General features: G+C 69.6%; 23 protein-coding genes, 1 tRNA gene and 1 pseudogene. 16 read left to right on the forward strand and 9 right to left on the reverse strand.

Features of this window, described 5'->3' with window-relative positions; translation table 11 throughout:
* The first annotated feature begins 291 nt into the window (after positions 1-291).
* From ACIQTP_RS00620 to ACIQTP_RS00640, 5 genes are all read left to right on the forward strand, one after another.
* The gene (locus ACIQTP_RS00620; RefSeq protein ID WP_403394930.1) at positions 292-1,752 is read left to right on the forward strand and encodes an amino acid permease; all 1,461 of its coding nucleotides are present in this window, start codon (positions 292-294) and stop codon (positions 1,750-1,752) included.
* A gap of 122 nt (positions 1,753-1,874) precedes the next feature.
* Entirely contained in the window at positions 1,875-2,297 is a 423-nt protein-coding gene (locus tag ACIQTP_RS00625) for a Mov34/MPN/PAD-1 family protein (RefSeq protein ID WP_095854396.1), read from the forward strand.
* 101 nt (positions 2,298-2,398) lie between these two features.
* A complete protein-coding gene (locus tag ACIQTP_RS00630) occupies positions 2,399-2,500 on the forward strand; it encodes a putative leader peptide (RefSeq protein WP_313904860.1) in 102 nt (33 codons plus the stop codon).
* A 126-nt stretch (positions 2,501-2,626) separates the two neighbouring features.
* On the forward strand, positions 2,627-2,905 hold the full coding sequence (locus tag ACIQTP_RS00635) for a MoaD/ThiS family protein (protein ID WP_054229696.1): 279 nt from the start codon (positions 2,627-2,629) through the stop codon (positions 2,903-2,905).
* 17 nt (positions 2,906-2,922) lie between these two features.
* Entirely contained in the window at positions 2,923-3,873 is a 951-nt protein-coding gene (locus ACIQTP_RS00640; protein WP_403394933.1) for a PLP-dependent cysteine synthase family protein, read from the forward strand.
* 149 nt (positions 3,874-4,022) lie between these two features.
* On the opposite strand, the gene ACIQTP_RS00645 is transcribed toward ACIQTP_RS00640, so the two are convergent.
* The gene (locus ACIQTP_RS00645; RefSeq protein ID WP_403394934.1) at positions 4,023-4,499 is read right to left on the reverse strand and encodes a type II toxin-antitoxin system PemK/MazF family toxin; all 477 of its coding nucleotides are present in this window, start codon (positions 4,497-4,499) and stop codon (positions 4,023-4,025) included.
* Positions 4,500-4,759: 260 nt separating this feature from the next.
* Between ACIQTP_RS00645 and ACIQTP_RS00650 the strand changes: the two genes are divergently transcribed.
* On the forward strand, positions 4,760-5,512 hold the full coding sequence (locus ACIQTP_RS00650) for an MBL fold metallo-hydrolase (protein WP_403394936.1): 753 nt from the start codon (positions 4,760-4,762) through the stop codon (positions 5,510-5,512).
* 71 nt (positions 5,513-5,583) lie between these two features.
* Here ACIQTP_RS00650 and ACIQTP_RS00655 read toward each other — a convergent pair whose 3' ends face one another.
* On the reverse strand, positions 5,584-6,849 hold the full coding sequence (locus tag ACIQTP_RS00655; protein WP_403394938.1) for a PTS transporter subunit EIIC: 1,266 nt from the start codon (positions 6,847-6,849) through the stop codon (positions 5,584-5,586).
* A gap of 180 nt (positions 6,850-7,029) precedes the next feature.
* The gene (locus ACIQTP_RS00660; RefSeq protein ID WP_403394940.1) at positions 7,030-8,319 is read right to left on the reverse strand and encodes a PTS transporter subunit EIIC; all 1,290 of its coding nucleotides are present in this window, start codon (positions 8,317-8,319) and stop codon (positions 7,030-7,032) included.
* A gap of 174 nt (positions 8,320-8,493) precedes the next feature.
* Between ACIQTP_RS00660 and ACIQTP_RS00665 the strand changes: the two genes are divergently transcribed.
* The 4 genes from ACIQTP_RS00665 (at position 8,494) to rdgB (ending at position 10,773) form a co-directional block, all read left to right on the forward strand.
* Entirely contained in the window at positions 8,494-8,727 is a 234-nt protein-coding gene (locus ACIQTP_RS00665) for a glucose PTS transporter subunit EIIB (RefSeq protein ID WP_030569190.1), read from the forward strand.
* Positions 8,728-8,884: 157 nt separating this feature from the next.
* Positions 8,885-9,619, forward strand: coding sequence for a ribonuclease PH (gene rph, locus ACIQTP_RS00670; RefSeq protein ID WP_402041068.1), 735 nt, complete (start codon positions 8,885-8,887; stop codon positions 9,617-9,619).
* 124 nt (positions 9,620-9,743) lie between these two features.
* Positions 9,744-10,136, forward strand: a complete 393-nt coding sequence (locus ACIQTP_RS00675; protein ID WP_099922434.1) for a hypothetical protein — start codon at positions 9,744-9,746, stop codon at positions 10,134-10,136.
* 34 nt (positions 10,137-10,170) lie between these two features.
* Positions 10,171-10,773 carry an RdgB/HAM1 family non-canonical purine NTP pyrophosphatase gene (gene rdgB / locus ACIQTP_RS00680; RefSeq protein ID WP_403394943.1) on the forward strand — a complete coding sequence of 201 codons (603 nt, stop codon included), beginning with the start codon at positions 10,171-10,173 and terminating at the stop codon, positions 10,771-10,773.
* 137 nt (positions 10,774-10,910) lie between these two features.
* Here rdgB and ACIQTP_RS00685 read toward each other — a convergent pair.
* Positions 10,911-10,995, reverse strand: a tRNA-Leu gene (locus ACIQTP_RS00685).
* 438 nt (positions 10,996-11,433) lie between these two features.
* Between ACIQTP_RS00685 and ACIQTP_RS00690 the strand changes: the two are divergent.
* A pseudogene (locus tag ACIQTP_RS00690) lies at positions 11,434-11,767 on the forward strand (GNAT family N-acetyltransferase); the annotation flags it as partial.
* A 33-nt stretch (positions 11,768-11,800) separates the two neighbouring features.
* Here the strand turns inward: ACIQTP_RS00690 and ACIQTP_RS00695 are convergent.
* From ACIQTP_RS00695 to ACIQTP_RS00705, 3 genes are all read right to left on the reverse strand, one after another.
* Entirely contained in the window at positions 11,801-12,121 is a 321-nt protein-coding gene (locus tag ACIQTP_RS00695; protein ID WP_403394945.1) for a DMT family transporter, read from the reverse strand.
* A gap of 174 nt (positions 12,122-12,295) precedes the next feature.
* Positions 12,296-12,598 carry a co-chaperone GroES gene (locus ACIQTP_RS00700; RefSeq protein WP_187285621.1) on the reverse strand — a complete coding sequence of 101 codons (303 nt, stop codon included), beginning with the start codon at positions 12,596-12,598 and terminating at the stop codon, positions 12,296-12,298.
* Between the two features lie 148 nt (positions 12,599-12,746).
* Complete coding sequence (locus ACIQTP_RS00705; protein WP_402041084.1) at positions 12,747-13,085, reverse strand: DUF3618 domain-containing protein; 339 nt, start codon at positions 13,083-13,085, stop codon at positions 12,747-12,749.
* A gap of 145 nt (positions 13,086-13,230) precedes the next feature.
* Between ACIQTP_RS00705 and bcp the strand changes: the two genes are divergently transcribed.
* Entirely contained in the window at positions 13,231-13,698 is a 468-nt protein-coding gene (gene bcp, locus ACIQTP_RS00710; RefSeq protein WP_402041087.1) for a thioredoxin-dependent thiol peroxidase, read from the forward strand.
* A 61-nt stretch (positions 13,699-13,759) separates the two neighbouring features.
* On the opposite strand, the gene ACIQTP_RS00715 is transcribed toward bcp, so the two are convergent.
* A complete protein-coding gene (locus tag ACIQTP_RS00715; RefSeq protein WP_403394948.1) occupies positions 13,760-16,264 on the reverse strand; it encodes a transglycosylase domain-containing protein in 2,505 nt (834 codons plus the stop codon).
* Between the two features lie 210 nt (positions 16,265-16,474).
* Here ACIQTP_RS00715 and ACIQTP_RS00720 point away from each other — a divergent pair, with 210 nt between their 5' ends.
* The 4 genes from ACIQTP_RS00720 (at position 16,475) to ACIQTP_RS00735 (ending at position 20,136) form a co-directional block, all read left to right on the forward strand.
* Positions 16,475-17,275 carry an ABC transporter permease gene (locus ACIQTP_RS00720; RefSeq protein ID WP_403394949.1) on the forward strand — a complete coding sequence of 267 codons (801 nt, stop codon included), beginning with the start codon at positions 16,475-16,477 and terminating at the stop codon, positions 17,273-17,275.
* Positions 17,276-17,435: 160 nt separating this feature from the next.
* The gene (locus ACIQTP_RS00725; protein ID WP_403396043.1) at positions 17,436-18,212 is read left to right on the forward strand and encodes an ABC transporter permease; all 777 of its coding nucleotides are present in this window, start codon (positions 17,436-17,438) and stop codon (positions 18,210-18,212) included.
* A gap of 6 nt (positions 18,213-18,218) precedes the next feature.
* A complete protein-coding gene (locus ACIQTP_RS00730) occupies positions 18,219-19,220 on the forward strand; it encodes an ATP-binding cassette domain-containing protein (RefSeq protein WP_403394951.1) in 1,002 nt (333 codons plus the stop codon).
* Positions 19,221-19,230: 10 nt separating this feature from the next.
* Complete coding sequence (locus tag ACIQTP_RS00735) at positions 19,231-20,136, forward strand: DUF1707 domain-containing protein (protein ID WP_403394953.1); 906 nt, start codon at positions 19,231-19,233, stop codon at positions 20,134-20,136.
* Between the two features lie 152 nt (positions 20,137-20,288).
* Here ACIQTP_RS00735 and ACIQTP_RS00740 read toward each other — a convergent pair whose 3' ends face one another.
* On the reverse strand, positions 20,289-21,623 hold the full coding sequence (locus ACIQTP_RS00740) for an SGNH/GDSL hydrolase family protein (RefSeq protein ID WP_403394955.1): 1,335 nt from the start codon (positions 21,621-21,623) through the stop codon (positions 20,289-20,291).
* Between the last annotated feature and the right edge of the window lie 147 nt (positions 21,624-21,770).

Genomic DNA, 21,770 nt, shown 5'->3' on the forward strand with positions numbered 1-21,770 from the left:
ACGCTCAGATCCGGATAACGATCCCGTCACCGTCCTGGCCTGTTATAAGCGCGTGAGTACTTTTTGTCCGCTTCTCCCTGTGGCATGCCTTACATCACCCGCAGGCTGCCCATGTTGCAGCCGTGATAAATCTTCACGACCGCCCGACAGGACACCACCCATGTCCGGTCGGGTGCGCCACCGAGCCGGCGACCGCCGGCCAGGCACAGCTCCATCACATCCGGGGGGATCGGAACCCGATCCGAAGCCAAGTGACTGGCTCGGACCGGCATGGAGAAAGGCGCACCACACATGACCTCATCGCAGGTCGACAAGACCGACGAGCCGCGAGCCGGCAGTGAGGCCGTGGGCGGCGACGCCCCCGAAGAGGGGTACGAGCGCGGGCTCGGCAGTCGCCAGGTCCAGATGATCGCGATCGGCGGCGCCATCGGCGTCGGCCTCTTCCTGGGCGCCGGGGCGAACATCGCCAAGGCGGGGCCCAGCCTCATCTTCATGTACGCCCTCGCAGGCGTGATCATCTTCTTCATCATGCGGGCGCTCGGCGAGCTGCTCCTGTACCGCCCGGTCTCGGGCTCCTTCGCGGAGTACTCCCGCGAGTTCCTCGGCCCGTTCTTCGGCTACTTCACCGGCTGGACGTACTGGCTGATGTGGGTGGTCACCGGCATGGCGGAACTCACCGCCGCCGCGATCTACGTCCACTACTGGTTCCCGGCCATCCCCCAATGGGTGACGGCACTGGTCTTCCTGATCGTCCTCTTCGTGGCGAACCTGATCTCGGTGAAGCTCTTCGGAGAGATCGAGTTCTGGTTCTCGATGGTCAAGGTCACCGCCCTGATCGGCATGATCGTGATCGGCCTCGGCGTCCTCACCTTCGGCTTCAGCTCGGCCGGCGACACGGCCTCCGTCGCCAACCTCTGGCAGTTCGACGGCTTCTTCCCCAAGGGCATCGGCTCGTCCCTGATGACCCTCCAGGGCGTCATGTTCGCCTACCTCGCCGTCGAGCTCGTCGGCGTCACGGCGGGGGAGTCCGAGAACCCCGAGAAGACCCTCCCCAAGGCGATCAACACCCTCCCGTGGCGCATCGCGCTCTTCTACGTCGGCGCACTCACGGTCATCCTCTGCGTCGTGAAGTGGACGGAGTTCGCCCCGGGCGTCAGCCCCTTCGTCGAGGCCTTCGCGAAGATCGGCATCCCGGCCGGCGCCGGCATCGTCAACTTCGTGGTCCTGACCGCCGCCCTGTCCTCCTGCAACTCCGGCATGTACTCCACGGGCCGCATGCTGCGCACCCTGGCGGACAACGGCGAGGCCCCCAAGGTCTTCAGCAGGCTCTCCTCGACCAAGACCCCGGCGATCGGCATCACCGTCTCCATGCTCTTCATGGGCATCGGCGTGATCCTGAACTACATCGTCCCGGAGAAGGCCTTCGGCTACGTCACCTCCGTGGCCACCGCCGCCGGCATCTGGACCTGGCTGATGATCCTGGTCAGCCACATCCTCTACCGCCGCGCGGTCGACGCCGGACGCCTGCCCGCCTCCTCCTTCCCGGCCCCGGGCGGAGCGAAGTGCAGCTGGATCGCGGTCGTCTTCCTGCTCTTCGTCACGGGCCTCATCGCGTACGACGCCGACTCCCGCGTCTGCCTGTACGTGATGGCCGGCTGGGCCGCGGCCCTGGCCATCGGCTGGTGGGTGCTCAAGACACGCAACCCCCAGGTCACCGAGCGCCGCGAGCCGGCGCTCGAGAAGGTCGGCTGACCTTCCCGGTTCAGCTTGGCCGACCTTCCCGGTTCAACTTGGCCGACGTGCCCGGTTCAGCATGTGGGCCGCTCCGTACCACCCTTCGGTACGGAGCGGCCCTTCTGCTTATCCTGACCGACATGCTGACCATCACCCAGGCCCTCGTCGACCAGATCGTCGCGCACGCGCGCCAGGACCACCCCGACGAGGCGTGCGGCGTCGTCGCGGGCCCGGCGGGCTCGGGCCGCCCCGAGCGCTTCATCCCGATGCTCAACGCCGCCCGCTCGCCCACGTTCTACGAGTTCGACTCCGGCGACCTGCTGAAGCTGTACCGCGAGATGGACGACCGCGACGAAGAGCCGGTGATCATCTACCACTCCCACACGGCGACCGAGGCGTACCCCTCCCGCACCGACATCTCGTACGCCAACGAGCCCGGCGCGCACTACGTCCTCGTCTCGACGGCGGACGCGGACGACGCGGGTCCGTTCCAGTTCCGCTCGTACCGGATCGTCGAGGGAGAGGTGACGGAGGAGGAGGTCACGGTCGTGGACGCCTACTGATTCCGTCCCGGCTCCGCACCGATCCCGGACTTCGGGCAGAATTCATCCACCATCTGAGATCACACTCCGGGACCCGGACGGGGAATCGATACGATGAGCCCATGGTTTCCCACGACGTGAGCGACAAGACGCCGGGCATGCTGCTCGTGGCGCGGCTGCACGTCGACCTGTGCAGGCTGCAGAGCGCCATCTGTACGCGCTGAACCCTGCCGCCGTACGGCCGTGAGCCACGGCTCCGCGGGGCCGCGACCGGCCTTCCGCCCTGCCTCTCCCGCGCTGCCGCGCGCGCCCACCGACCTGACTTTTCCTTCCGACAGGAGCCCGCAACCATGGCCATCGAGGTCCGCATCCCCACCATCCTCCGCACCTACACCGGCGGCGAGAAGGCCGTCGAGGGCGGCGGCGCGACCCTCGCCGAGCTCTTCGCCGACCTCGAGACCCGGCACGCGGGCATCCAGGCCCGGATCGTCGACGACGGCCAGCTGCGCCGCTTCGTCAACGTGTACCTGAACGACGAGGACGTCCGTTTCCTCGACGGCATCAACACCAAGCTCACCGACGGCGACAACGTGACGATCCTGCCGGCCGTGGCCGGCGGCATGGTCTGATCGGCTGCTGATCGCTGATGCGCTACGACTCCCCGCTCGCCGCGGTGGGCAACACCCCTCTGGTGCGCCTGCCACGCCTTTCGCCGTCCGCCGACGTCCGGATCTGGGCGAAGCTGGAGGACCGCAACCCGACGGGTTCGGTCAAGGACCGTCCGGCCCTCCACATGGTCGAACAGGCGGAGAAGGACGGCCGGTTGACGCCGGGCTGCACGATCCTGGAGCCGACGAGCGGGAACACCGGCATCTCGCTGGCCATGGCGGCGAAGCTCAAGGGCTACCGCATGGTGTGCGTGATGCCGGAGAACACCTCCCAGGAGCGGCGGGACCTGCTGGCCATGTGGGGTGCGGAGATCATCTCCAGCCCCGCGGCCGGCGGTTCCAACACCGCCGTGCGCGTCGCGAAGGAACTGTCGGCCGAGCACCCGGACTGGGTGATGCTCTACCAGTACGGGAACCCCGACAACGCGGGCGCCCACTACGCGACGACGGGCCCCGAGATCCTGGCGGACCTCCCCTCCATCACGCACTTCGTCGCCGGCCTCGGCACGACGGGCACCCTCATGGGCGTCGGCCGCTACCTCCGGGAGAACAAGCCGGACGTGAGGATCGTCGCCGCGGAGCCGCGCTACGACGACCTGGTGTACGGCCTGCGCAACCTGGACGAGGGGTTCGTCCCCGAGCTGTACGACCCGTCGGTCCTCACCTCCCGCTTCTCGGTCGGCTCCGCCGACGCGGTCACCCGCACCCGTGAGCTCCTCCAGCAGGAGGGCATCTTCGCGGGCGTCTCCACCGGGGCCGCGCTGCACGCCGCGATCGGCGTCGGCAAGAAGGCGATCGCCGCCGGGGAGTCCGCCGACATCGTCTTCGTCGTCGCCGACGGCGGCTGGAAGTACCTGTCGACGGGCGTCTACACCGCCGCGACCACGGAAGAAGCCATCGAAACCCTCCAGGGCCAGCTCTGGGCGTAGGCCGCACGGGCGGCGGCCCGGAGGTTTCTCGCCCCCGCCGCCCCTACCCGTCCCATGACAGGCTGAAAGGTGCGCGCCGGCGCTCTTGAGGGGCGCGGGGAACCGCGCGACCAGCCCTCACCGGCCCGCAGCCGAAAGACCACCCGGCCTCAGCCGGCCAAGTAGCGGACCTGGTCCCAGAGGACCGGATCCACCACCCCCACCCGCCGCCGGAACTCCCACAAGGGCACCTCGCGCAGCTCGTCCGTCTCCAGGAAGCTCGCCCGCCCATGGGCATCGCCGACGGCACCCGGCGGCAGCGGAATCACCCCGGCCCGCTCGTCGTGGTACTTGCTCGTGATCTTGGCGACGGTCACCCGTTCGCCCCGCACGGCCAGCACCAGACACGGCCGGTCCTTCTCCCCGGGCCCGTCCTCGTACGGAACCTTCGCCCACCAGATCTCCGCAGGCCGCGGCCGAGGTATCCGCGGCCGCTCCCGGCCCCCGGCCGACGGCCGCCCGGGCGGCCGAGTCCGACCGGCGGCCCGGTCTCCGCGGCGCCCACGGCGCCCCCAGCCGTCCACCAGCGTCGCGACCAGCGCGAGCAGCACCACGGCCGCCAACGCGAGCCACCAGGACGTGTCCATACCAAAGAAGGTACCGGCGCGCACTGCGCCCCGCCCCCTGCCCGCGGGACCCAGGCATCCGACCTCCGGTCGACCATCCATCCGAACCGGTGACACCACAGGTGAGTTCGCCCACAACAGCCCCTGGTGGAGGAGCGACCCGCCCTTTTGCGCCTTACGCTCGACGGACCGCACGACCCCCGTTCCCGTATCCGCATCCGAGTACCTGCACCCCGCATCTACTCTCTGCACTTCCTGTCAGCGCGGAGGTTCCAGCTCCTATGAAGCTCACCGTCGTCGGCTGCTCGGGGTCGTTCCCGTCCGCGGAATCGGCCTGCTCGAGCTACCTCGTCGAGGCCGACGGCTTCAGGCTGCTTCTCGACATGGGCAATGGTGCCCTCGGCGAGCTGCAGCGCCACTGCGGTCTCTACGACCTCGACGCGATCTTCCTCAGCCATCTGCACTCCGACCACTGCATCGACATGTGCGCGTACTTCGTCGCGCGCTACTACCGCCACGACGGCGGCCGCTGCGACCCGCTCCCCGTCTACGGACCCGAGGGCACGGAACAGCGACTGACCACCGCGTACGCGGACACTCCCACCGCCTCCTCGATGAGCGAGGTCTTCGACTTCCACACCGTCAAACCGGGCACGTTCGAGATCGGCCCGTTCACCGTGCACACGGAGCGGGTGCGCCACCCCGTGGAGGCGTACGGCATCCGTATCGAACACGGCGGGAAGTCGCTGACGTACTCCGGGGACACCGGCGTCACCGACGCGCTGGACGAACTCGCCCGGGACACCGACCTGTTCCTCTGCGAAGCCGCGTTCACGCACGGCAAGGAGAACATCCCCGACCTGCACCTCAACGGCCGCGAGGCGGGCGAGAGCGCCAGCCGCGCCGGCGCCCGCCGTCTGCTGCTCACCCACATCCCGCCGTGGACGGACCCCCGGATCAACCTGGCCGACGCCCGCGCGGTGTACTCGGGCCCCTCGGATCTGGCGATGCCCCGGGCGACGTACGAGATCTAGCGCCGCGGCCACCCGTACGTACGAGAGGGCCCCCGGAGGATTCTCCGGGGGCCCTCGGTCGTGTACGGGGGCTACTTGGCCTCCGCCTTCAGCAGCTCCGCCAGCTCCTCGTCGGACTCGCGGCCCGGCGTGGGGAGGTTCCACTTCGTGATCGCGAAGCGGAAGACCGAGTAGTAGACGACCCCGAAGCACAGACCCACCAGGACCAGGCCCCACGGGTTGGTCGCGATGCCGAGGTTCAGGCCGAAGTCGACCGCGCCGGCCGAGAAGCCGAAACCGTCCTTCATGCCGAGCGCCCAGGTCAGCGCCAGCGAGACGCCGGTGAGGACCGCGTGGATGGCGTACAGGACCGGCGCGATGAACATGAACGTGAACTCGATCGGCTCGGTCACACCCGTCACGAACGAGGTCAGCGCGATCGAGAGCATCATGCCGCCGACGACCTTGCGGCGCTCGGGGCGGGCGCAGTGCACGATCGCCAGACACGCGGCCGGGAGGCCGAACATCATGATCGGGAAGAAGCCGGTCATGAACTGGCCCGCGGTCGGGTCGCCGGCCAGGAAGCGCGCGATGTCACCGCTCTTGCCGTGGTAGTCGCCCGCCTGGAACCACGGGTAGGAGTTCAGCAGGTGGTGCATGCCGATCGGGATCAGCGCACGGTTGGCGACACCGAAGATGCCGGCGCCGATGGCCCCCGAACCGACCAGCTTCTCACCGAAGTTGTGCAGACCCGTGCCGAGGACCGGCCAGATGTAGCCGAAGACTATGCCGATCAGCAGACCCGCGAACGCGGACAGGATCGGGACGAGCCGGCGGCCGCCGAAGAAGCCCGCCCAGTCGGGCAGCTTGGTCCGGTAGAACTTCTGGTACAGCAGGGCGACGACTATGCCCATCACCACACCGCCCAGGACCTTGGCGTCCACGGGGGCGTTCACCATGACCACCTTGCCGTCGACGGCCGTGGCCACCTTCGGCAGGTTCTTGTCGGTGAACGTCGCCAGCACGTTCTTGAAGACCAGGTAGCCGACCACCGCGGCGAGCGCCGTCGAGCCGTCCGACTTCTTCGCGAAGCCGATCGCGATACCCACGGCGAACAGCAATGCCATATTGTCGAGGATCGCGTTGCCACCGGCCGTCATAAACCCGGCGATCTTGGTGAGGAACGTGGGGAAGGACGCGCGTCCCAGCATGTCGGTGTTGCCGAGACGCACGAGGAGCGCGGCGGCGGGCAGTACGGCGACCGGCAGCATCAGGCTGCGGCCGATGCGCTGCAGGACAGCCATCGCGCCGGAGCCCTTCTTCTTGTCGGCCGCGGGAGCGGCGCTGGCCGTGGACACAACTTCCTCCAGTGTGCGTGGTCTATACCACTCGGTGGTGTAGACCTGTTGTAGCACGGTGAAGGTGAGATAAGGAACCCGCCAATTTTGTGGCCTGGGTCATAAAGGGAGGAATCGGTTCCGGGCGCGTCGAAGCCGCGCGACCAGCCCCCACCGGCCCGCGGTTCATGGACGCATCGCCTACGGCTTGGTCGTGTCCTCGTGCTCCGCCTCCGACTCCCTCCCCGGAGTCCTCAGATCGAACTTCGTGATCGCGAACCGGAAGATCACGTAATACACGACCGCGAAGCACAGCCCGATCGGCACGATCGCCCACGGCTTGGTCGCCAGATGCCAGTTGATGACGTAGTCGATGAGCCCCGCGGAGAAGGTGAAGCCGTCGTGCACGCCCAACCCCCACGTCACCGCCATCGACACCCCCGTCAGCAGCGCGTGGATCGCGTACAGCACCGGCGCGACGAACAGGAACGAGTACTCGAGCGGTTCCGTGATGCCCGTGACGAACGAGGTCAGCGCGACCGACAGCATGAGCCCGCCGATCTCCTTGCGGCGCTCGGGCCGGGCGCAGTGCGTGATCGCCAGGGCCGCCGCCGGCAGCGCGAACATCATGATGGGAAAGAACCCGGACGTGAACTGACCGGCGTTCGGGTCGCCCGCCAGGAACATGTTGATGTCGCCGTGCACGACCGTCCCGTCCGGCGTGGTGTAGCTGCCGAACTGGAACCAGACGGGCACGTTCAGGAACTGGTGCAGGCCGATCACCAGCAGCGCCCGGTTGGCCACCCCGAAGACACCGGCCCCCCAGGAACCCAGCCCTACCAGCCAGTCGCCGAAGTGCTCAAGACCCCGCCCGAACGGCGGCCAGACCCACAGGCACAGCGCGGCGAACGCGATGGCCACGAACGCCATGATGATCGGCACCAGCCGCCGCCCGTTGAAGAAGCCGAGCCAGTCGACCAGCCTGGTGCGGTGGAAGCGCTGCCAGAAGTACGCGGTCATCAGCCCCATGGCGATGCCGCCGAAGACCCCCGGATTCTGGTACGTGAACGGGGCCACGGAGAAGTCGGCCGCCTGACAGCCGACGTTCGTGACAGCCTTCGCCCCGCCCGCACAGCTCACCGGGAACTGGCGCAGCACGTTGTAGTAGACGAGGAAACCCGCGACCGCCGCGAGCGCCGTCGACCCGTCCGCCTTCTTCGCCATCCCGATGGCCACGCCCACGCAGAACAGCATCGGCAGCCCGAGCGAGCCGTCGAGCAGCGCGCCGCCCGCGCCCCTCATGATCTTGGATACGTTGTCCCAGCCGAGCCCCCCGGCGCCGAACACGCCAGGCTGACCGAGCCCGATGAGGAGGCCCGCGGCCGGCAGCACGGCGATCGGCAACTGGAGGCTGCGGCCCATCTTCTGCAGCCCCTGGAACAGCTTGTTCCAGCGGGCCCGTGCGGGCGCGGGGGCGCTTTCGGCACTCATGGGCGTCCTCCGGACGGGGCCGGGTTGGCGACTGCACGCCCACTGGTGTAGACCAGTCGACGAACGGTTGCGCTGTCGTGAACGCCATCATTCGGTACGCGCGACAAGGCCGCTCGCAAAGATGGGCCAACTGTGGGTTACTGCGACAAAACGGTTCTGATCAGGGAGTAGGACATGGCCACGAAGGCTGAGAAGATCGTCGCCGGGCTCGGCGGCATCGACAACATCGAAGAGGTCGAGGGCTGCATCACCCGCCTGCGTACCGAAGTCGTGGACCCGAGCAAGGTCGACGAGGCCGCCCTGAAGGCCGCCGGCGCCCACGGCGTCGTCAAGATGGGCACCGCGATCCAGGTCGTCATCGGCACCGACGCCGACCCCATCGCCGCGGACATCGAAGACATGATGTGAACCGAGAAGACATGATGTGAACCGACGCGAACCGACGCGAGTCGATCTGGGTCGGTGTGAGTCGAAAGGGCACTCTAGAGCCCCCTACCTCACCCTTGAGGGGCCGCTTCCACAACCGGAGGCGGCCCCTCGGCCGTATGCCGCTAGGCTCAACGCCATGTCTCGAATCGACGGCCGCACCCCCGAACAACTGCGCCCCATCACCATCCAGCGCGGCTGGAGCAAGCACGCCGAGGGCTCCGTCCTCGTCTCCTTCGGCGACACCAAGGTGTTCTGCACCGCCTCCGTCACCGAGGGCGTCCCGCGCTGGCGCAAGGGCAGCGGAGAGGGCTGGGTCACCGCCGAGTACTCCATGCTTCCCCGCGCCACGAACACCCGCGGAGACCGCGAGTCGGTCCGCGGCAAGATCGGCGGCCGTACGCACGAGATCTCCCGCCTCATCGGCCGCTCCCTGCGCGCCGTCATCGACTACAAGGCGCTCGGCGAGAACACCATCGTCCTCGACTGCGACGTCCTCCAGGCCGACGGCGGCACGCGCACGGCGGCCATCACCGGCGCCTACGTGGCGCTGGCCGACGCGATCACCTGGGCGCAGGCCAAGAAGCTGGTCAAGCCCGGCCGCAAGCCCCTGACCGGCACCGTCTCCGCCGTCTCGGTCGGCATCGTCGGCGGGATCCCCCTCCTGGACCTCTGCTACGAGGAGGACGTGAAGGCCGACACTGACATGAACGTCGTCTGCACCGGCGACGGACGCTTCGTCGAGGTCCAGGGCACCGCGGAGGCCGAGCCCTTCGACCGCAAGGAGCTGAACGCCCTGCTCGACCTCGCCCTCGCCGGCTGCGACGAGCTCGCCGCGATCCAGCGGGCGGCCCTCGAGGCAACCGCGGAATAACCCTTCGCGTTCTTAGGGGTACGGGCGTACGGTCCAGCCGTGCGCCCCCGTCGGCCCCCGCACGGGCCGAGCCGACCGCGTCACGGGGTCGACCACATGTTTGTCCACGGGGAGGGACCGTTCCATGGCCGCGCGCCACCGACGCCGCACAGCCGCATTCGCTGTCGCCGCCGTACTCGTCGCCCTGCCGGCGGCCGTCGGCTGTGACGCCGTCAACAAGGCCCTGGACTGCGTCCAGACCGCCGACTCCATCGCCGACAGCGTCACCAACCTCCAGCAGGCCGTGGAGAACGCGGCGAACGACCCGACGCAGACCGACGAGTCCCTCAACGCGATCGAGAACAACCTCGACAAGATCGGCGACAAGACGGACAACGCCGACGTCAACAAGGCGGTCGACGACCTGAACAAGGCCGTCGGCAACGTACGTACGGCCATCAAGAACGGCGACAACACCCCTGACGTCAGCCCGGTCACCGACGCGGCCGGAGAACTGACGAAGGTCTGCACGCCGTGACGAGCGGCTCTCCGGCCCCTGGATACTGGTCCCCATGACCCGCCTGATCCTCGCCACCCGCAACGCCGGAAAGATCACCGAGCTGAAGGCGATCCTGGCCGACGCCGGTCTCACCCACGACCTCGTCGGCGCGGACGCCTACCCGGACATCCCCGACGTCAAGGAAACCGGCGTCACCTTCGCCGAGAACGCCCTCCTCAAGGCCCACGCCCTGGCCCAGGCCACCGGCCTGCCGGCCGTCGCCGACGACTCCGGCCTCTGCGTGGACGTCCTGAACGGCGCCCCCGGCATCTTCTCCGCCCGCTGGGCGGGACGGCACGGAGACGACCGCGCGAACCTGGACCTCCTCCTCGCCCAGCTCTCCGACATCGACGACGCCCACCGGGGCGCCCACTTCGCCTGCGCTGCGGCGCTCGCCCTGCCGGACGGCACGGAGCGGGTCGTCGAGGGCCAGCTGCGGGGCACGTTGCGCCACACCCCCACCGGCACCAACGGCTTCGGCTACGACCCCATCCTCCAGCCGGAGGGCGACACCCGAACCTGCGCCGAACTCTCCCCCGAGGAGAAGAACGCGATCAGCCACCGGGGGAAGGCGTTCCGGGGGCTGGTGCCGGTGGTTCGGGAGTTGTTGGGCTGACACGACAGAGCCGTGGGGGGGGGGGGGGGGGGGGGGGGGGGGGGGGGGGGGGGGGGGGGTTGGGGGGGGGGGGGGGGCCCGCCCCCCCCCCCCCCGGCCCGGGGGGGGGGGGGGCCCCCCCACGGCTCTGTCGGCAGTGCGGCCGGTGGGACTCGAACCCACACGGGTGTGAACCCACTGGGACCTAAACCCAGCATGACTGCCAAATTCCATCACGGCCGCTCAAAAACGGTCATCGCGCTCGACCGGCGGCGTTCAGTCTACGGGGAGAACAGGTCACCCGGCGAGAGGCGCCCTCCCCTTCCGGCGGCACCACGTCTCCGTCCGTGCATGACAGTTGGGGCACAGGTATCGCAGACGTCCGGCAGGACGTCCAGCACCCGGTACGCGGTTGATGAGAGTGCTGGGCGCTCCGGCCGCCCCCGGGCCCGGCGCTTGAAGTGGCTGATGTCGATGCCCGCCGCGCTGATGCGGCGTCGGATGTGGGAGAGCGTTCCCGTGGCCGGGGTGGCGCCCGGTTTCAGGGCCACTTCGCGCAGCGAGGATGAGTAGTCAGGCCTTTCGGATTCGGACATGACGTCCGCCCGGGAGGCCTTTTTCATGCCCGGGATCCGGAATCTTTGGAGGGGGACCAGGTCCGACACGACCGTGCGCCTCGCCCGCGCCGCCGACCGGGCGCCGTATCTGGTGACGAGCCGTCAACACCCTGTCGGGTTCGCCTTCGTGCGGGGGTTGGACGGTCCGGTCCGCGTGCTCAGCAGCTTCTTCGTGGTGCGCGGGGCGCGTCGGACGGGGATCGGGCTGCGTGTCGTCCGTGAGGTCGTCGCCCGGCATCCCGGATCGTGGGAGGTCGCCTTCCGGGACGACAGACCGGGGCGCCGTGCGCTTCTGGCGCCGCGTCGCCGTCGGCATCGCGGGCGACGCCTGGACGGAGGAGCGCAGCCCGGTGCCGGGGCGACCGGATGTGGCTCCCGACGTGTGGATCTCGTTCTGACGCGGCGGGTCCGACGCGGCGGGAGTGGGTGTCTCAGTGCCCCGACGTCACCTTGAGGCCCACCACCGCCACCAGGAGCAGGCAGACGAAGAAGACGCGGGCGGCGGTCGCCGGTTCGCCGAGGACGAGCATGCCCAGTACCGCCGCGCCGGCCGCGCCGATGCCGACCCAGACGCCGTAGGCGGTGCCGATGGGGAGGGACTTGGCGGCGTAGGAGAGAAGGATCATGCTCGCCGCGATCCCCGCGCCCGTCAGGACGCTCGGGACCGGTCGCGTGAAGCCGTCGGTGTACTTCATGCCGATCGACCAGCCGACTTCGAGCAGACCGGCGACGAGCAGCAGGATCCAGGCCATGGGAGGCACCTCCGTGAGTGATCAACAGGGGTGCGTCGTCTTTGCCTGGGAGCTTTCGCTCTCCGCCCGGTACGGCGCGTCTCGTCGGGTCCTTCCAACGCCGTCCACGGTAGCAAAGCACAGGCAAAAGGGGCTGGTGACCATGGTCACCAGCCCCGTCATCCCGGCTGTGCCCTACAAATACAAGCCGGTCGAGTCCTCGGAGCCCTCGAAGCGGTCCGCCGCCACGGCGTGCAGGTCGCGCTCGCGCATCAGCACGTACGCGATTCCCCGCACCTCGACCTCGGCCCGGTCCTCGGGGTCGTAGAGGACACGGTCGCCCGGTTCCACCGTCCGTACGTTCTGCCCGACCGCGACGACCTCGGCCCAGGCGAGGCGCCGGCCGACGGCCGCCGTCGCGGGGATCAGGATGCCGCCGCCGGAACGCCGCTCGCCCTCGGCGGCGTCCTGCCGCACCAGCACGCGGTCGTGCAGCATCCGGATGGGCAACTTGTCGTGGTGGGGGGTCTGCTTGTCCCGATTGGCGCTCACGCCCAGAACCTACCTGCCTTTGAGCCGTCCGTACGCAGCCGGGTCGAGCCGGGTCGATTCGAGTCGAGCCGGTCGAGCCGGGGTCGAGCCGTTGTCAGCGCTTGCGTCGCCGTGAGCCCGCCACCGCCAGGCCCACGACGCCGACCGCGACGAGTGCGAGGGGCACGATGCGCCCCAGGCGCGGCGCGCCGTCCTCGGTGACGAGCTGGCCCTTCACATCGCCGACCACCCGGTTGACGCCGACGTAGGCGCGGCCGAGCGTGTGGTCGATCTGGGAGGCGACCTTGGCCTTGGCGTCCCCGACGATCGTCTTCGGGTGGACCCGCACGCCGATCTCGTCGAGCGTCTCGGCGAGTGTTTCGCGGCGGCGCTTGATGTCCGCCTCGATCTGCGCCGGAGTCCTGGTATCCGACGTTCTCGACGTATCCGACACCGCGCTGCCTCCGTGGTCGTGTTCCGGTCTCTGCCTCTGTGCCGTCGACAGTCTGTCAGCTCGGGCCGCCGCTCACCCCTCGGCACCCCCATTACGCTCGTTCCCGTAGTTCCGTAAGCATTCACCCCGGCCACGTGAGGTACCGATGAGCGAGCGACTCCAGCCCGGCGACACCGCCCCCGCCTTCACCCTGCCCGACGCCGACGGCAACGAGGTCTCCCTCGCCGACCACAAGGGCCGCAAGGTCATCGTCTACTTCTACCCGGCGGCCCTGACTCCCGGCTGCACCAAGCAGGCCTGTGACTTCACGGACAACCTTGACGTGCTCGCCGGCGCCGGGTACGACGTCATCGGCGTCTCCCCGGACAAGCCCGAGAAGCTCGCCAAGTTCCGCGAGAAGGAGTCCCTGAAGGTCACCCTGGTCGGCGACCCCGAGAAGACGGTCCTGCAGGCGTACGGCGCCTACGGCGAGAAGATGAACTACGGCAAGACGTACGTCGGCGTCATCCGCTCCACGGTGATCGTGGACGAGGAGGGCAAGGTCGAGCGGGCGCTGTACAACGTCAAGGCGACCGGGCACGTGGCGAAGATCATCAAGGATCTGGGTATCTGAGGTCCCTGAACCGCGGATTCTGGATCCGCGGTTCAGGGACCGCCGTCCGTCCGGGCGCGGGTCACTGTTTTCGTGACGTCAGTCCGCTCAGTGGCCCCGCTCCCGCGGTCGTCCCCGCCGTACCGCCGCCGTCCGTGGTCCCGCCCGACGGGGCCGCGGTGTCGCCGCCGGTGGTGGTGCCCGCGTCCGTGGTGCCGCCGGTGGTCGTCCCGTCGGTCGTGCCGCCCCCGGTGGTGGTGCCGCCGTCCGTCTGGCCCTGCGTCTGGCCCTGGGTCTGCCCCTCCGTCTGTCCCTGGGTCTGGCCCTCGGTCTGGCCGTCCGTCTGTCCCTGGGTCTGCCCCTGCGTCTCGTCCGAGGGCGGGCTCTGGGAGGCCGTCCCGCCGGTGGTCTGGCCCCCGTTGTCCTGGCCGCCGGTGCCGGGGGTCTGGTCGGTGGGGCCGGTGCTCGGGAGCTGCTGCTCCTCCGCGCCCGGCTGGAGCTGGAGGTCGAAGTCCTTGGCGCTGCTGCCCTTGAGCGCGGCCTTCGTGTACTGCGCCCAGATCTGCGCGGGGTAGCCGCCGCCGTTGATGCGGGCCTGGCCGAGGGCGCCGTAGAGCGATTCGTGGGTGCCGGTGTCGGGGTCCTGGCCCATGACGGAGACGACGGTGGCGAGGTCGGGGGTGTAGCCCGCGAACCAGGCCGCCTGGTCCTCCTCCGCGGTGCCGGTCTTGCCCGCGGCGGGCCGGCCGGCGGCCAGCGCGGCGGTACCGGTGCCGCCCTCGACGACGCTCCGCAGGATGGACGTGGTGGTGTCGGCGGCCTCCCGGCGCACAGCCTGCTCGGTCTCCTGCTTGGGCAGGCTCACGGCTGACGTGCCGTCCTTGGTGACCTTCTCGACGAGCGTGTACGTGCCGTGCCTGCCGTGGTTGGCGAGTGTCGCGTACGCCTCCGCCATGTCGAGGACGCTGGCCGTGGACGGGCCGAGCGCGATGGACGGGGTGGCGGTCAGGTCGGGAGTGTTGGAGGGGACGCCGAGGGCTTCGGCGGTCTGCTTGACCTTGCCGGGGCCGACGTCGACGGCCATCTGCGCGTACACGGCGTTGACGGACTTGTCGGTGGCGGTGCGCACGGTGATGGGCCCGTACGAGGTCTTGTCCTCGTTCTCGGGCGCGTACGAGCCGCCGTTCCAGCCCTGCACGGGGCGCTTGTTGGTGCCGTCGTAGACCGTGTTCGGGGTGATCGTGCGGCCGTCCTGTGTCTGCGAGCCGTTCTGCACGGCCGAGGTGAACACGAGCGGCTTGAAGGTGGAGCCGACCTGGTAGTCACGCCGTGTCGCGTTGTTGACGTACTGCTTGGTGTAGTCGATGCCGCCGTACATCGCGACGACCTTGCCGGTGGCCGGGTCGATGGAGACGCCGCCGGCGCGGACGTACCGGTCGACCTTGCGGTTCTTCTTGTCGAGGTTCGACATCACCTGGTCGTCGACGGCCTTCACGAAGGCGTTCTGCCTGGACTTCTGGAGGGTGGTCGTGATGCGGAAGCCGCCGGTGGTCAGGGTGTCCTCGTCGATGATCTTGTTCGAGACGAGGTAGTCCTTGACCGCCTGCACCAGGTAGCCGCGCTGGCCCGACATGGCGGCCGCGACCACTTCCTGCTTGGGCTGCGGGAACGTGACCTTGGCCCGGTCCGCCCGGGTCAGCCAGTTCTTCTTGACCATGCCGTCGAGGACGTAGTCCCAGCGGGCGAGGGCCGCGGACTTGTTCTCGGGGTGCGCGACCACGTCGTACTCGCTCGGCGCGTTCAGGAGTGCGGCGAGGTAGGCACCCTGACCGATCGTCAGGTTCTTGGCGTCGACGCCGTAGTACGCCTGGGCGGCGGCCTGGATGCCGTACGCGTTGCGGCCGTAGTAGCTGGTGTTGAGGTAGCCCTCGAGGATGTCGTCCTTGCTCTTCTGGCGGTCGAGCTTGATGGAGATGAAGAACTCCTTCACCTTCCGCGTGGCGGTCTGCTCCTGGCCCAGGTAGTAGTTCTTCACGTACTGCTGGGTGATCGTCGAACCGGACTGCCTGCCCTTGCCGGTGGCGGTGTTCCAGCCGGCGCGGATCATCGCCTTGGGGTCGACGGCCGACTCGGTGTAGAAGTCGCGGTCCTCGGCGGCGAGCGCCGCGTGCTGGGCGTCCTTCGAGATCTGAGCGAGCGTCACGTTCTCGCGGTTGACCTCGCCGTCGCGGGCGAGCTGGCTGCCGTCCGCGTACAGGTAGACGTTGCTCTGCTTGGTCGCGGCGGCGTTCGCCGGCGGGATCTTGACCAGGTAGTAGCCGAGTGCGAACAGGCCGATCACGAGCAGTATCACGCCGAGGAACGTGCCGAGCACCATCCGCCAGGTCGGGATGAGCCGCCCCCAGCCCGTCCGCTTCCGCCTGGGCTTCTTCCCCGGCTTGCCCGGCTTCCCCGCCGGGTCCGGCCCGCCCGGATCGCCCGGTGTGCCGTCGCTGCCCGGCCCGCCCGGTGCCGCTTGAGGCGCCGGTTCCCCTTCCCTCGGGGCCCAGCCCTGGCTGCTCTGCTGCGGCTGCGGCTTGTCACTCATCTGTACGCCGGACTCCTGTTTCGCATCGTACGTCGCCGTACGCCCTCATACGCCTGGTGCGCCCCCTGACGAAGACTGTCGCACCGAGCGTTCCGTTCCCGGATCCCGGCACGTGTCGCGCCTGAAAATGCCTGGCAGGCGAAGCCGGGCGGGGGCTAGGCTCCTGCGCTTCGGCCACAGCGGACCGTTTGACGCAAGGAGGACTTCCTCGTGGGGACAGGGCGGTTGTACACGGCCGTCGCGGTGGGCGGATTCCGGCGCTACGCCACTTATCGGACGGCGACGGCGGCCGGGGTGTTCACCAACACCGTCTTCGGGCTGATCCTGGCGTACGTCTTCATGGCCCTGTGGGACGAGAAACCGCACCTCGGCGGCTATGACCAGGCCCAGGCGCTCACCTATGTGTGGCTCTCCCAGGCGCTGCTCATGGCGATGGCGACGTTGGGCGGCGGCTTCGAGGACGAGTTGATCGAGCGCATCCGTACGGGTGACATCGCGATCGACCTGTACCGGCCCGCCGACCTCCAACTGTGGTGGTTGTCCCAGGACGCGGGGCGGGCCATGTTCCATCTGCTGGGGCGCGGGGTGGTGCCCCTGGCGTTCGGCGCGCTCTGCTTCGAACTGGCGCTTCCCGCCGACCCGCTGACCTGGATCGCGTTCCTGATCGCGGTCGCGCTCGGGATCGTCGTCAGCTTCGCGCTCCGCTACCTGGTGGCCCTGTCCGCGTTCTGGCTGCTCGACGGGGCCGGCGCGGCGCAGATGTCCATGATCGCGGGTGTCTTCTGCTCGGGGATGCTGCTGCCGCTGAACGTCTTCCCGGGCGCGCTGGGCGAGGTCGTACGCGCTCTGCCCTGGTCGTCCCTGGTCCAGGGCCCCGTGGACGTCCTGCTCGGCACCGCGGACCCCCTCGCCGTGTACGCCTTCCAGGCGTCCTGGGCACTGGGGCTCCTGGCCCTGGGCCGGCTGATCCAGTCAGTGGCGACACGGAGAGTGGTGGTGCAGGGTGGCTGACCCGGTGGAGGTAACGGAAAACTCACGGGGCCCCGGGGACCCGATCACCGCACGGGGACCCGGGGACTCGGCCTCCTCCGGGCGGCCGGCGGCTTCGGCGGTGCTGGGTGCGCCGCAGGGGACGTACGCCCGCGTGCGGGACGGAGTCCGCGCCTACCGGATGATCGCCGGGATGTGGATCCGCTCCACGATGACCTACCGCGTCTCGTTCGCGATGACCACGTTCGGGAACTTCGCGGCGACCGCCCTCGACTTCGTCGCCGTCCTGCTGATGTTCTCGCGGGTCGACCGGCTCGGCGGCTACAGCCTGCCCGAGGTCGCCTTCCTGTACGGCATCTCGGCCACCTCCTTCGGGATCACTGACCTGGTGGTCGGCTCCATGGACCGGCTCGGGCGCCGGGTGCGCGACGGGACCCTCGACACGCTCCTCGTACGCCCCGTCCCCGTACTCGCCCAGGTCGCCGCCGACCGCTTCGCGCTGCGCCGCCTCGGCCGGGTCACCCAGGGGCTGCTGGTCCTCGCGTACGCGATCGCCGTGCTCGACATCGACTGGACGCCGCTCAGACTGCTCATGGTCCCGATGATGCTGCTCTGCGGCGCCGCCATCTTCGCGGCCGTGTTCGTGGCGGGCGGAGCCTTCCAGTTCATCGCGCAGGACGCCTCCGAGGTGCAGAACTCCTTCACCTACGGCGGCACCACGCTCCTGCAGTACCCGCCGACCGTCTTCGCCAAGGACCTGGTGCGCGGGGTCACCTTCGTGCTCCCGCTGGCCTTCGTGAACTGGCTGCCCGGGCTGTACGTGCTGGGCCGGCCCTATCCGCTCGACCTGCCGGCCTGGATCGCCTTCACCCCGCCCCTGATCGCGGCCGGCTGCTGCGCGCTGGCGGGCCTCGCCTGGCGGGCGGGACTTCGTTCGTATCGCAGCACGGGGAGTTGAACCGACATGGAAACAGGCCTGATGACGGACCCGGTCAGGGATCCGGTGGGCGACTTCATCGAACTCGACGGCGTCGAGAAGGTCTTCGACGTCCGCAAGAAGACCGGCTTCCTGCGCAGCGAACGGCGCCAGGTACGGGCCGTGGACTCCCTCTCCTTCACCGTGGCGCGCGGTGAGATGGTCGGCTACATCGGCCCGAACGGCGCGGGCAAGTCGACCACCATCAAGATGCTCACCGGCATCCTCACCCCGAGCGCCGGCCGGCTGCGGGTGGCGGGCATCGACCCGTCCCGCGAGCGGACCCGGCTCGCGCGGCGCATCGGGGTCGTCTTCGGGCAGCGTACGACCCTGTGGTGGGACCTTCCGCTGATCGACTCCTACCGCCTGATGCACCGCATGTACCGGATCCCGGACGCCCGTTATCGCGAGAACCTCGACCGCTGTGTCGAACTCCTGGATCTGGAAGCCCTGTTGGACGTGCCGGTGCGCCAGCTCTCACTGGGGCAGCGGATGCGCGGCGACATCGGGGCGGCGCTGCTGCACGACCCCGAGGTCCTCTACCTCGACGAACCCACCATCGGCCTCGATGTGATCAGCAAGGCCAAGGTCCGCTCCTTCCTGCGGGACCTGAACGCCGAGCGCGGCACGACGGTGCTGCTGACCACGCACGACCTCACCGACATCGAGCAGCTGTGCCGGCGGGTGATGGTCATCGACCACGGGCGGCTGATGTACGACGGTGCGCTGACCGGGCTGCACGAGGTGGGGGAGAGCGAGCGGACCCTCGTGGTCGACCTGGCGCGGGAGCTCCCGCCGATCGAGATCGACTCGGCGCGGGTGGTGAAGGTGGAGGGGCCCCGGCAGTGGCTCGCCTTCCCCGCGGCGGCGTCGGCGGCGGAACTGGTGGCGCGGATCGCGGCCGAGTTCCCCCTGGTGGACCTCTCGGTGCGGGAGCCGGACATCGAGGCGGTCATCAGCCGCATGTACGCGGAGAAGGCTCTCTCGTAGGCTGGCTCCCATGACCGAGGATGCGCCTTCCAGGGGAAGCGACGACCAGCGACCGACGCCGCCGGACCCCGGATCCCCGAGCCCGGAGCTGCGGGCCTCCGACGCCGATCGTGAACGAGTCGCCGAACAGCTGCGGGACGCCCTCGCGGAAGGCCGCCTCGACATGGAGGAGTTCGAGGAGCGGCTGGAAGCGGCGTTCAAGGCGCGGACGTACAGGGAACTGGCGCCGCTCACCCGCGATCTGCCGGGCGTGCACGCCGCAGCCCCGGTCTCCATGGTCAAGCAGCCTGAGGCGAGCGGGAGTTGGGCGGGGCGGATCGTCGGCGGCGAGGGCTCGTCCTCGTGGGGTGTCGCGATCCTGTCGGGCTTCGAGCGCAAGGGCCGCTGGACGGTACCCAAGCGCTTCAACTCCTTCGCCTTCATGGGCGGCGGCGAGATCGACCTGCGCGAGGCGAACTTCGCGGACCGTGAGGTCGTCGTCAACGTCGTCGCCGTCATGGGCGGCGTGAACGTCATTGTGCCGCCCGGCGTCGAGGTCGTCGTCCGCGGTATCGGCATCATGGGCGGCTTCGACCACCGCGAGGAGGGGCGGGCCGGGGACCCGGGCGCCCCGCGCGTGATCGTCACGGGCTTCGCCTTCTGGGGCGGCGTCGGCGTGGAGCGCAAGCTGACCCGTGCCGAGCGGCTGCGCCTGAAGGAGGAGCGCCGCCAGGAGAAGCTGGAGCGCAAGAGCGCCCGCAGGGAACTGGAGGGTTCACGGCGGGACGGCCTCGGCGACATGTTCGACGCCCTGGACGACGCCCACGACCTCATCCGCGAACGCCACGAGGAGCGCAGGGAGCGCTTGGAGGAACGCCGGGAACGGCACCGGGAGCGCAGGGACGAGCGGCATCGGCGGAGGCACGGCGGTTACTAGTGCCGCGACAGGCAACGTTCGCCCCGTCGCGACGCACTAGATTCCGGCCAGGTGAAGCGCCCCCTCAGGGGCGCGGGGCTGTGACATTGTGCGGCTCCGCCGCCTGGGCGCGACAGGCCACGACGGCGCCGCAGTCGAAAAACGACCGGACCCTACAGCTCCGCAGGCGCCGCCCCCTTCAGATCCCCGAGCTCGAACACCTCCGCCATCCGCTCGTACCCCTTGTCACTGGGGTGCAGATGGTCCCCGGAGTCGTAATCGGCCCGCAGCCGCCGCGGATCGTACGGATCCCGCAACGCCTCGTCGAAGTCGACGACGGCGTCGTACACCTTCCCCGCCCGGATCTCCGCGTTGACGGCCCGGCGTACGGCGTCACGCGCGCGCGAGTAGCCGCGGTGCCCTCCGAAGGGCATCAGCGTCGCCCCGACGACCCGCAGTCCGCGCGCATGCGCCCGCCGCACCATCTCCCGCAGTCCGTCGGTGACGGTCCGCGGATCGACCTGGCCCTGGTTGCGCAGGATGTCGTTGACGCCGAGGTCGATGACGACGGCCTTGACGTTCGTACGGCCGAGCACGTCGCGCCCGAGACGGTTCAGGCCGCTCGGGTTGTCGGCGGGCCGGCCGAGCCCTTCGGCCAGGACCTGGTTGCCGCTGATTCCCTGGTTGACGACGCTGTAGCGAGGTACGTCGCCGGAGCCTGCCGCGACGCGCAGCCGGTCGGCGAGGACGTCCGTCCAGCGGTGGTCGGCGCCCGGCGTGGAGGTGATGCCGTCGGTGATCGAGTCGCCCAGGGCGACGACGGTGCCGACGGATTCGTCGCTCAGTACGTCGAGCGCGGTGAGGTAGCGCCAGTGCTCGGTCTGCTCGGTGTACGCGGTGGCGGTCACGTCCTCGGTGCGGTCGCCCTGGGCGGCGTACGAGATCTGCCGCGCGTGCGGGTGGTAGGTGACCGGGCCGGACGGGGTCGGGGCGTACGTGGTCACGAGGACGTCGGAGTCGCGCGGGATGCGCACGCGCACGGCGTCGCTCATGATCTGCTGTCCGGCCGGGACGATCACGGTGGTGCTGCCGGAGAAGGTGAGGCGGCGCATGGTGTCGGCCACCGCCGCGGCGTCGTTCCGGGCCGCGGCGACGGCGATCGAGGCGTGCGTGATGTTCAGCGGCTGCTGTCCGTAGAGGTTGGACAGGGTGATGCGGGCCTCGGCGCCGCCGACGTCCGTGTGCACGACGTTGCGCAGGGAGTGGCCCGCCATGCCGTTCGTCTCGGTGCCGGGCTCGGCTCCGGCGGGGGAGGCCGACCAGGTGCCGACCCAGGTGCCGGCGGAGGCGGGGGCGGCCGAGTCGCGCGGGGCGCGGTTGTCGGCGGTGGCGTTGCGGGTGCCGCCGGTGCCGTCGTCGGCGGCGACACCCACGTATATGGCTCCGGATATGGCCACGATCATGGCGATGACGGCGGCCAGCAGGGCATAACCATGACGCTTGGTCATGCGGTGCGTGTCTCCTCGGGCGAGGGGAGCCCGAGGCTCCGAAGTGATGATCACATGATGCGGTACGGGGTGGAGAGGAAATCGACGGGACCCCCTCCCGTGGCCTCGAACGACCCTGGGACGCCCCGGAGGTGCCCTGGGACGCCC

Source organism: Streptomyces sp. NPDC090798 (assembly GCF_044768965.1).
Lineage (GTDB): Bacteria > Actinomycetota > Actinomycetes > Streptomycetales > Streptomycetaceae > Streptomyces.

What these genes read in the sequence shown, in the direction of transcription:
- ACIQTP_RS00695 (WP_403394945.1), bottom strand. Translation starts at nt 12,121, where the DNA reads ATGGCCTGGATCCTGCTGCTCGTCGCCGGTCTGCTCGAAGTCGGCTGG.
- ACIQTP_RS00635 (WP_054229696.1), top strand. Translation starts at nt 2,627, where the DNA reads ATGGCCATCGAGGTCCGCATCCCCACCATCCTCCGCACCTACACCGGC.
- ACIQTP_RS00675 (WP_099922434.1), top strand. Translation starts at nt 9,744, where the DNA reads ATGGCCGCGCGCCACCGACGCCGCACAGCCGCATTCGCTGTCGCCGCC.
- rdgB (WP_403394943.1), top strand. Translation starts at nt 10,171, where the DNA reads ATGACCCGCCTGATCCTCGCCACCCGCAACGCCGGAAAGATCACCGAG.
- ACIQTP_RS00740 (WP_403394955.1), bottom strand. Translation starts at nt 21,623, where the DNA reads ATGACCAAGCGTCATGGTTATGCCCTGCTGGCCGCCGTCATCGCCATG.
- ACIQTP_RS00665 (WP_030569190.1), top strand. Translation starts at nt 8,494, where the DNA reads ATGGCCACGAAGGCTGAGAAGATCGTCGCCGGGCTCGGCGGCATCGAC.
- ACIQTP_RS00730 (WP_403394951.1), top strand. Translation starts at nt 18,219, where the DNA reads ATGGAAACAGGCCTGATGACGGACCCGGTCAGGGATCCGGTGGGCGAC.
- ACIQTP_RS00725 (WP_403396043.1), top strand. Translation starts at nt 17,436, where the DNA reads ATGATCGCCGGGATGTGGATCCGCTCCACGATGACCTACCGCGTCTCG.
- ACIQTP_RS00630 (WP_313904860.1), top strand. Translation starts at nt 2,399, where the DNA reads ATGGTTTCCCACGACGTGAGCGACAAGACGCCGGGCATGCTGCTCGTG.
- ACIQTP_RS00620 (WP_403394930.1), top strand. Translation starts at nt 292, where the DNA reads ATGACCTCATCGCAGGTCGACAAGACCGACGAGCCGCGAGCCGGCAGT.
- ACIQTP_RS00625 (WP_095854396.1), top strand. Translation starts at nt 1,875, where the DNA reads ATGCTGACCATCACCCAGGCCCTCGTCGACCAGATCGTCGCGCACGCG.
- rph (WP_402041068.1), top strand. Translation starts at nt 8,885, where the DNA reads ATGTCTCGAATCGACGGCCGCACCCCCGAACAACTGCGCCCCATCACC.
- ACIQTP_RS00660 (WP_403394940.1), bottom strand. Translation starts at nt 8,319, where the DNA reads ATGAGTGCCGAAAGCGCCCCCGCGCCCGCACGGGCCCGCTGGAACAAG.
- ACIQTP_RS00645 (WP_403394934.1), bottom strand. Translation starts at nt 4,499, where the DNA reads ATGGACACGTCCTGGTGGCTCGCGTTGGCGGCCGTGGTGCTGCTCGCG.
- ACIQTP_RS00700 (WP_187285621.1), bottom strand. Translation starts at nt 12,598, where the DNA reads ATGCTGCACGACCGCGTGCTGGTGCGGCAGGACGCCGCCGAGGGCGAG.
- ACIQTP_RS00640 (WP_403394933.1), top strand. Translation starts at nt 2,923, where the DNA reads ATGCGCTACGACTCCCCGCTCGCCGCGGTGGGCAACACCCCTCTGGTG.
- ACIQTP_RS00715 (WP_403394948.1), bottom strand. Translation starts at nt 16,264, where the DNA reads ATGAGTGACAAGCCGCAGCCGCAGCAGAGCAGCCAGGGCTGGGCCCCG.
- ACIQTP_RS00650 (WP_403394936.1), top strand. Translation starts at nt 4,760, where the DNA reads ATGAAGCTCACCGTCGTCGGCTGCTCGGGGTCGTTCCCGTCCGCGGAA.
- bcp (WP_402041087.1), top strand. Translation starts at nt 13,231, where the DNA reads ATGAGCGAGCGACTCCAGCCCGGCGACACCGCCCCCGCCTTCACCCTG.
- ACIQTP_RS00735 (WP_403394953.1), top strand. Translation starts at nt 19,231, where the DNA reads ATGACCGAGGATGCGCCTTCCAGGGGAAGCGACGACCAGCGACCGACG.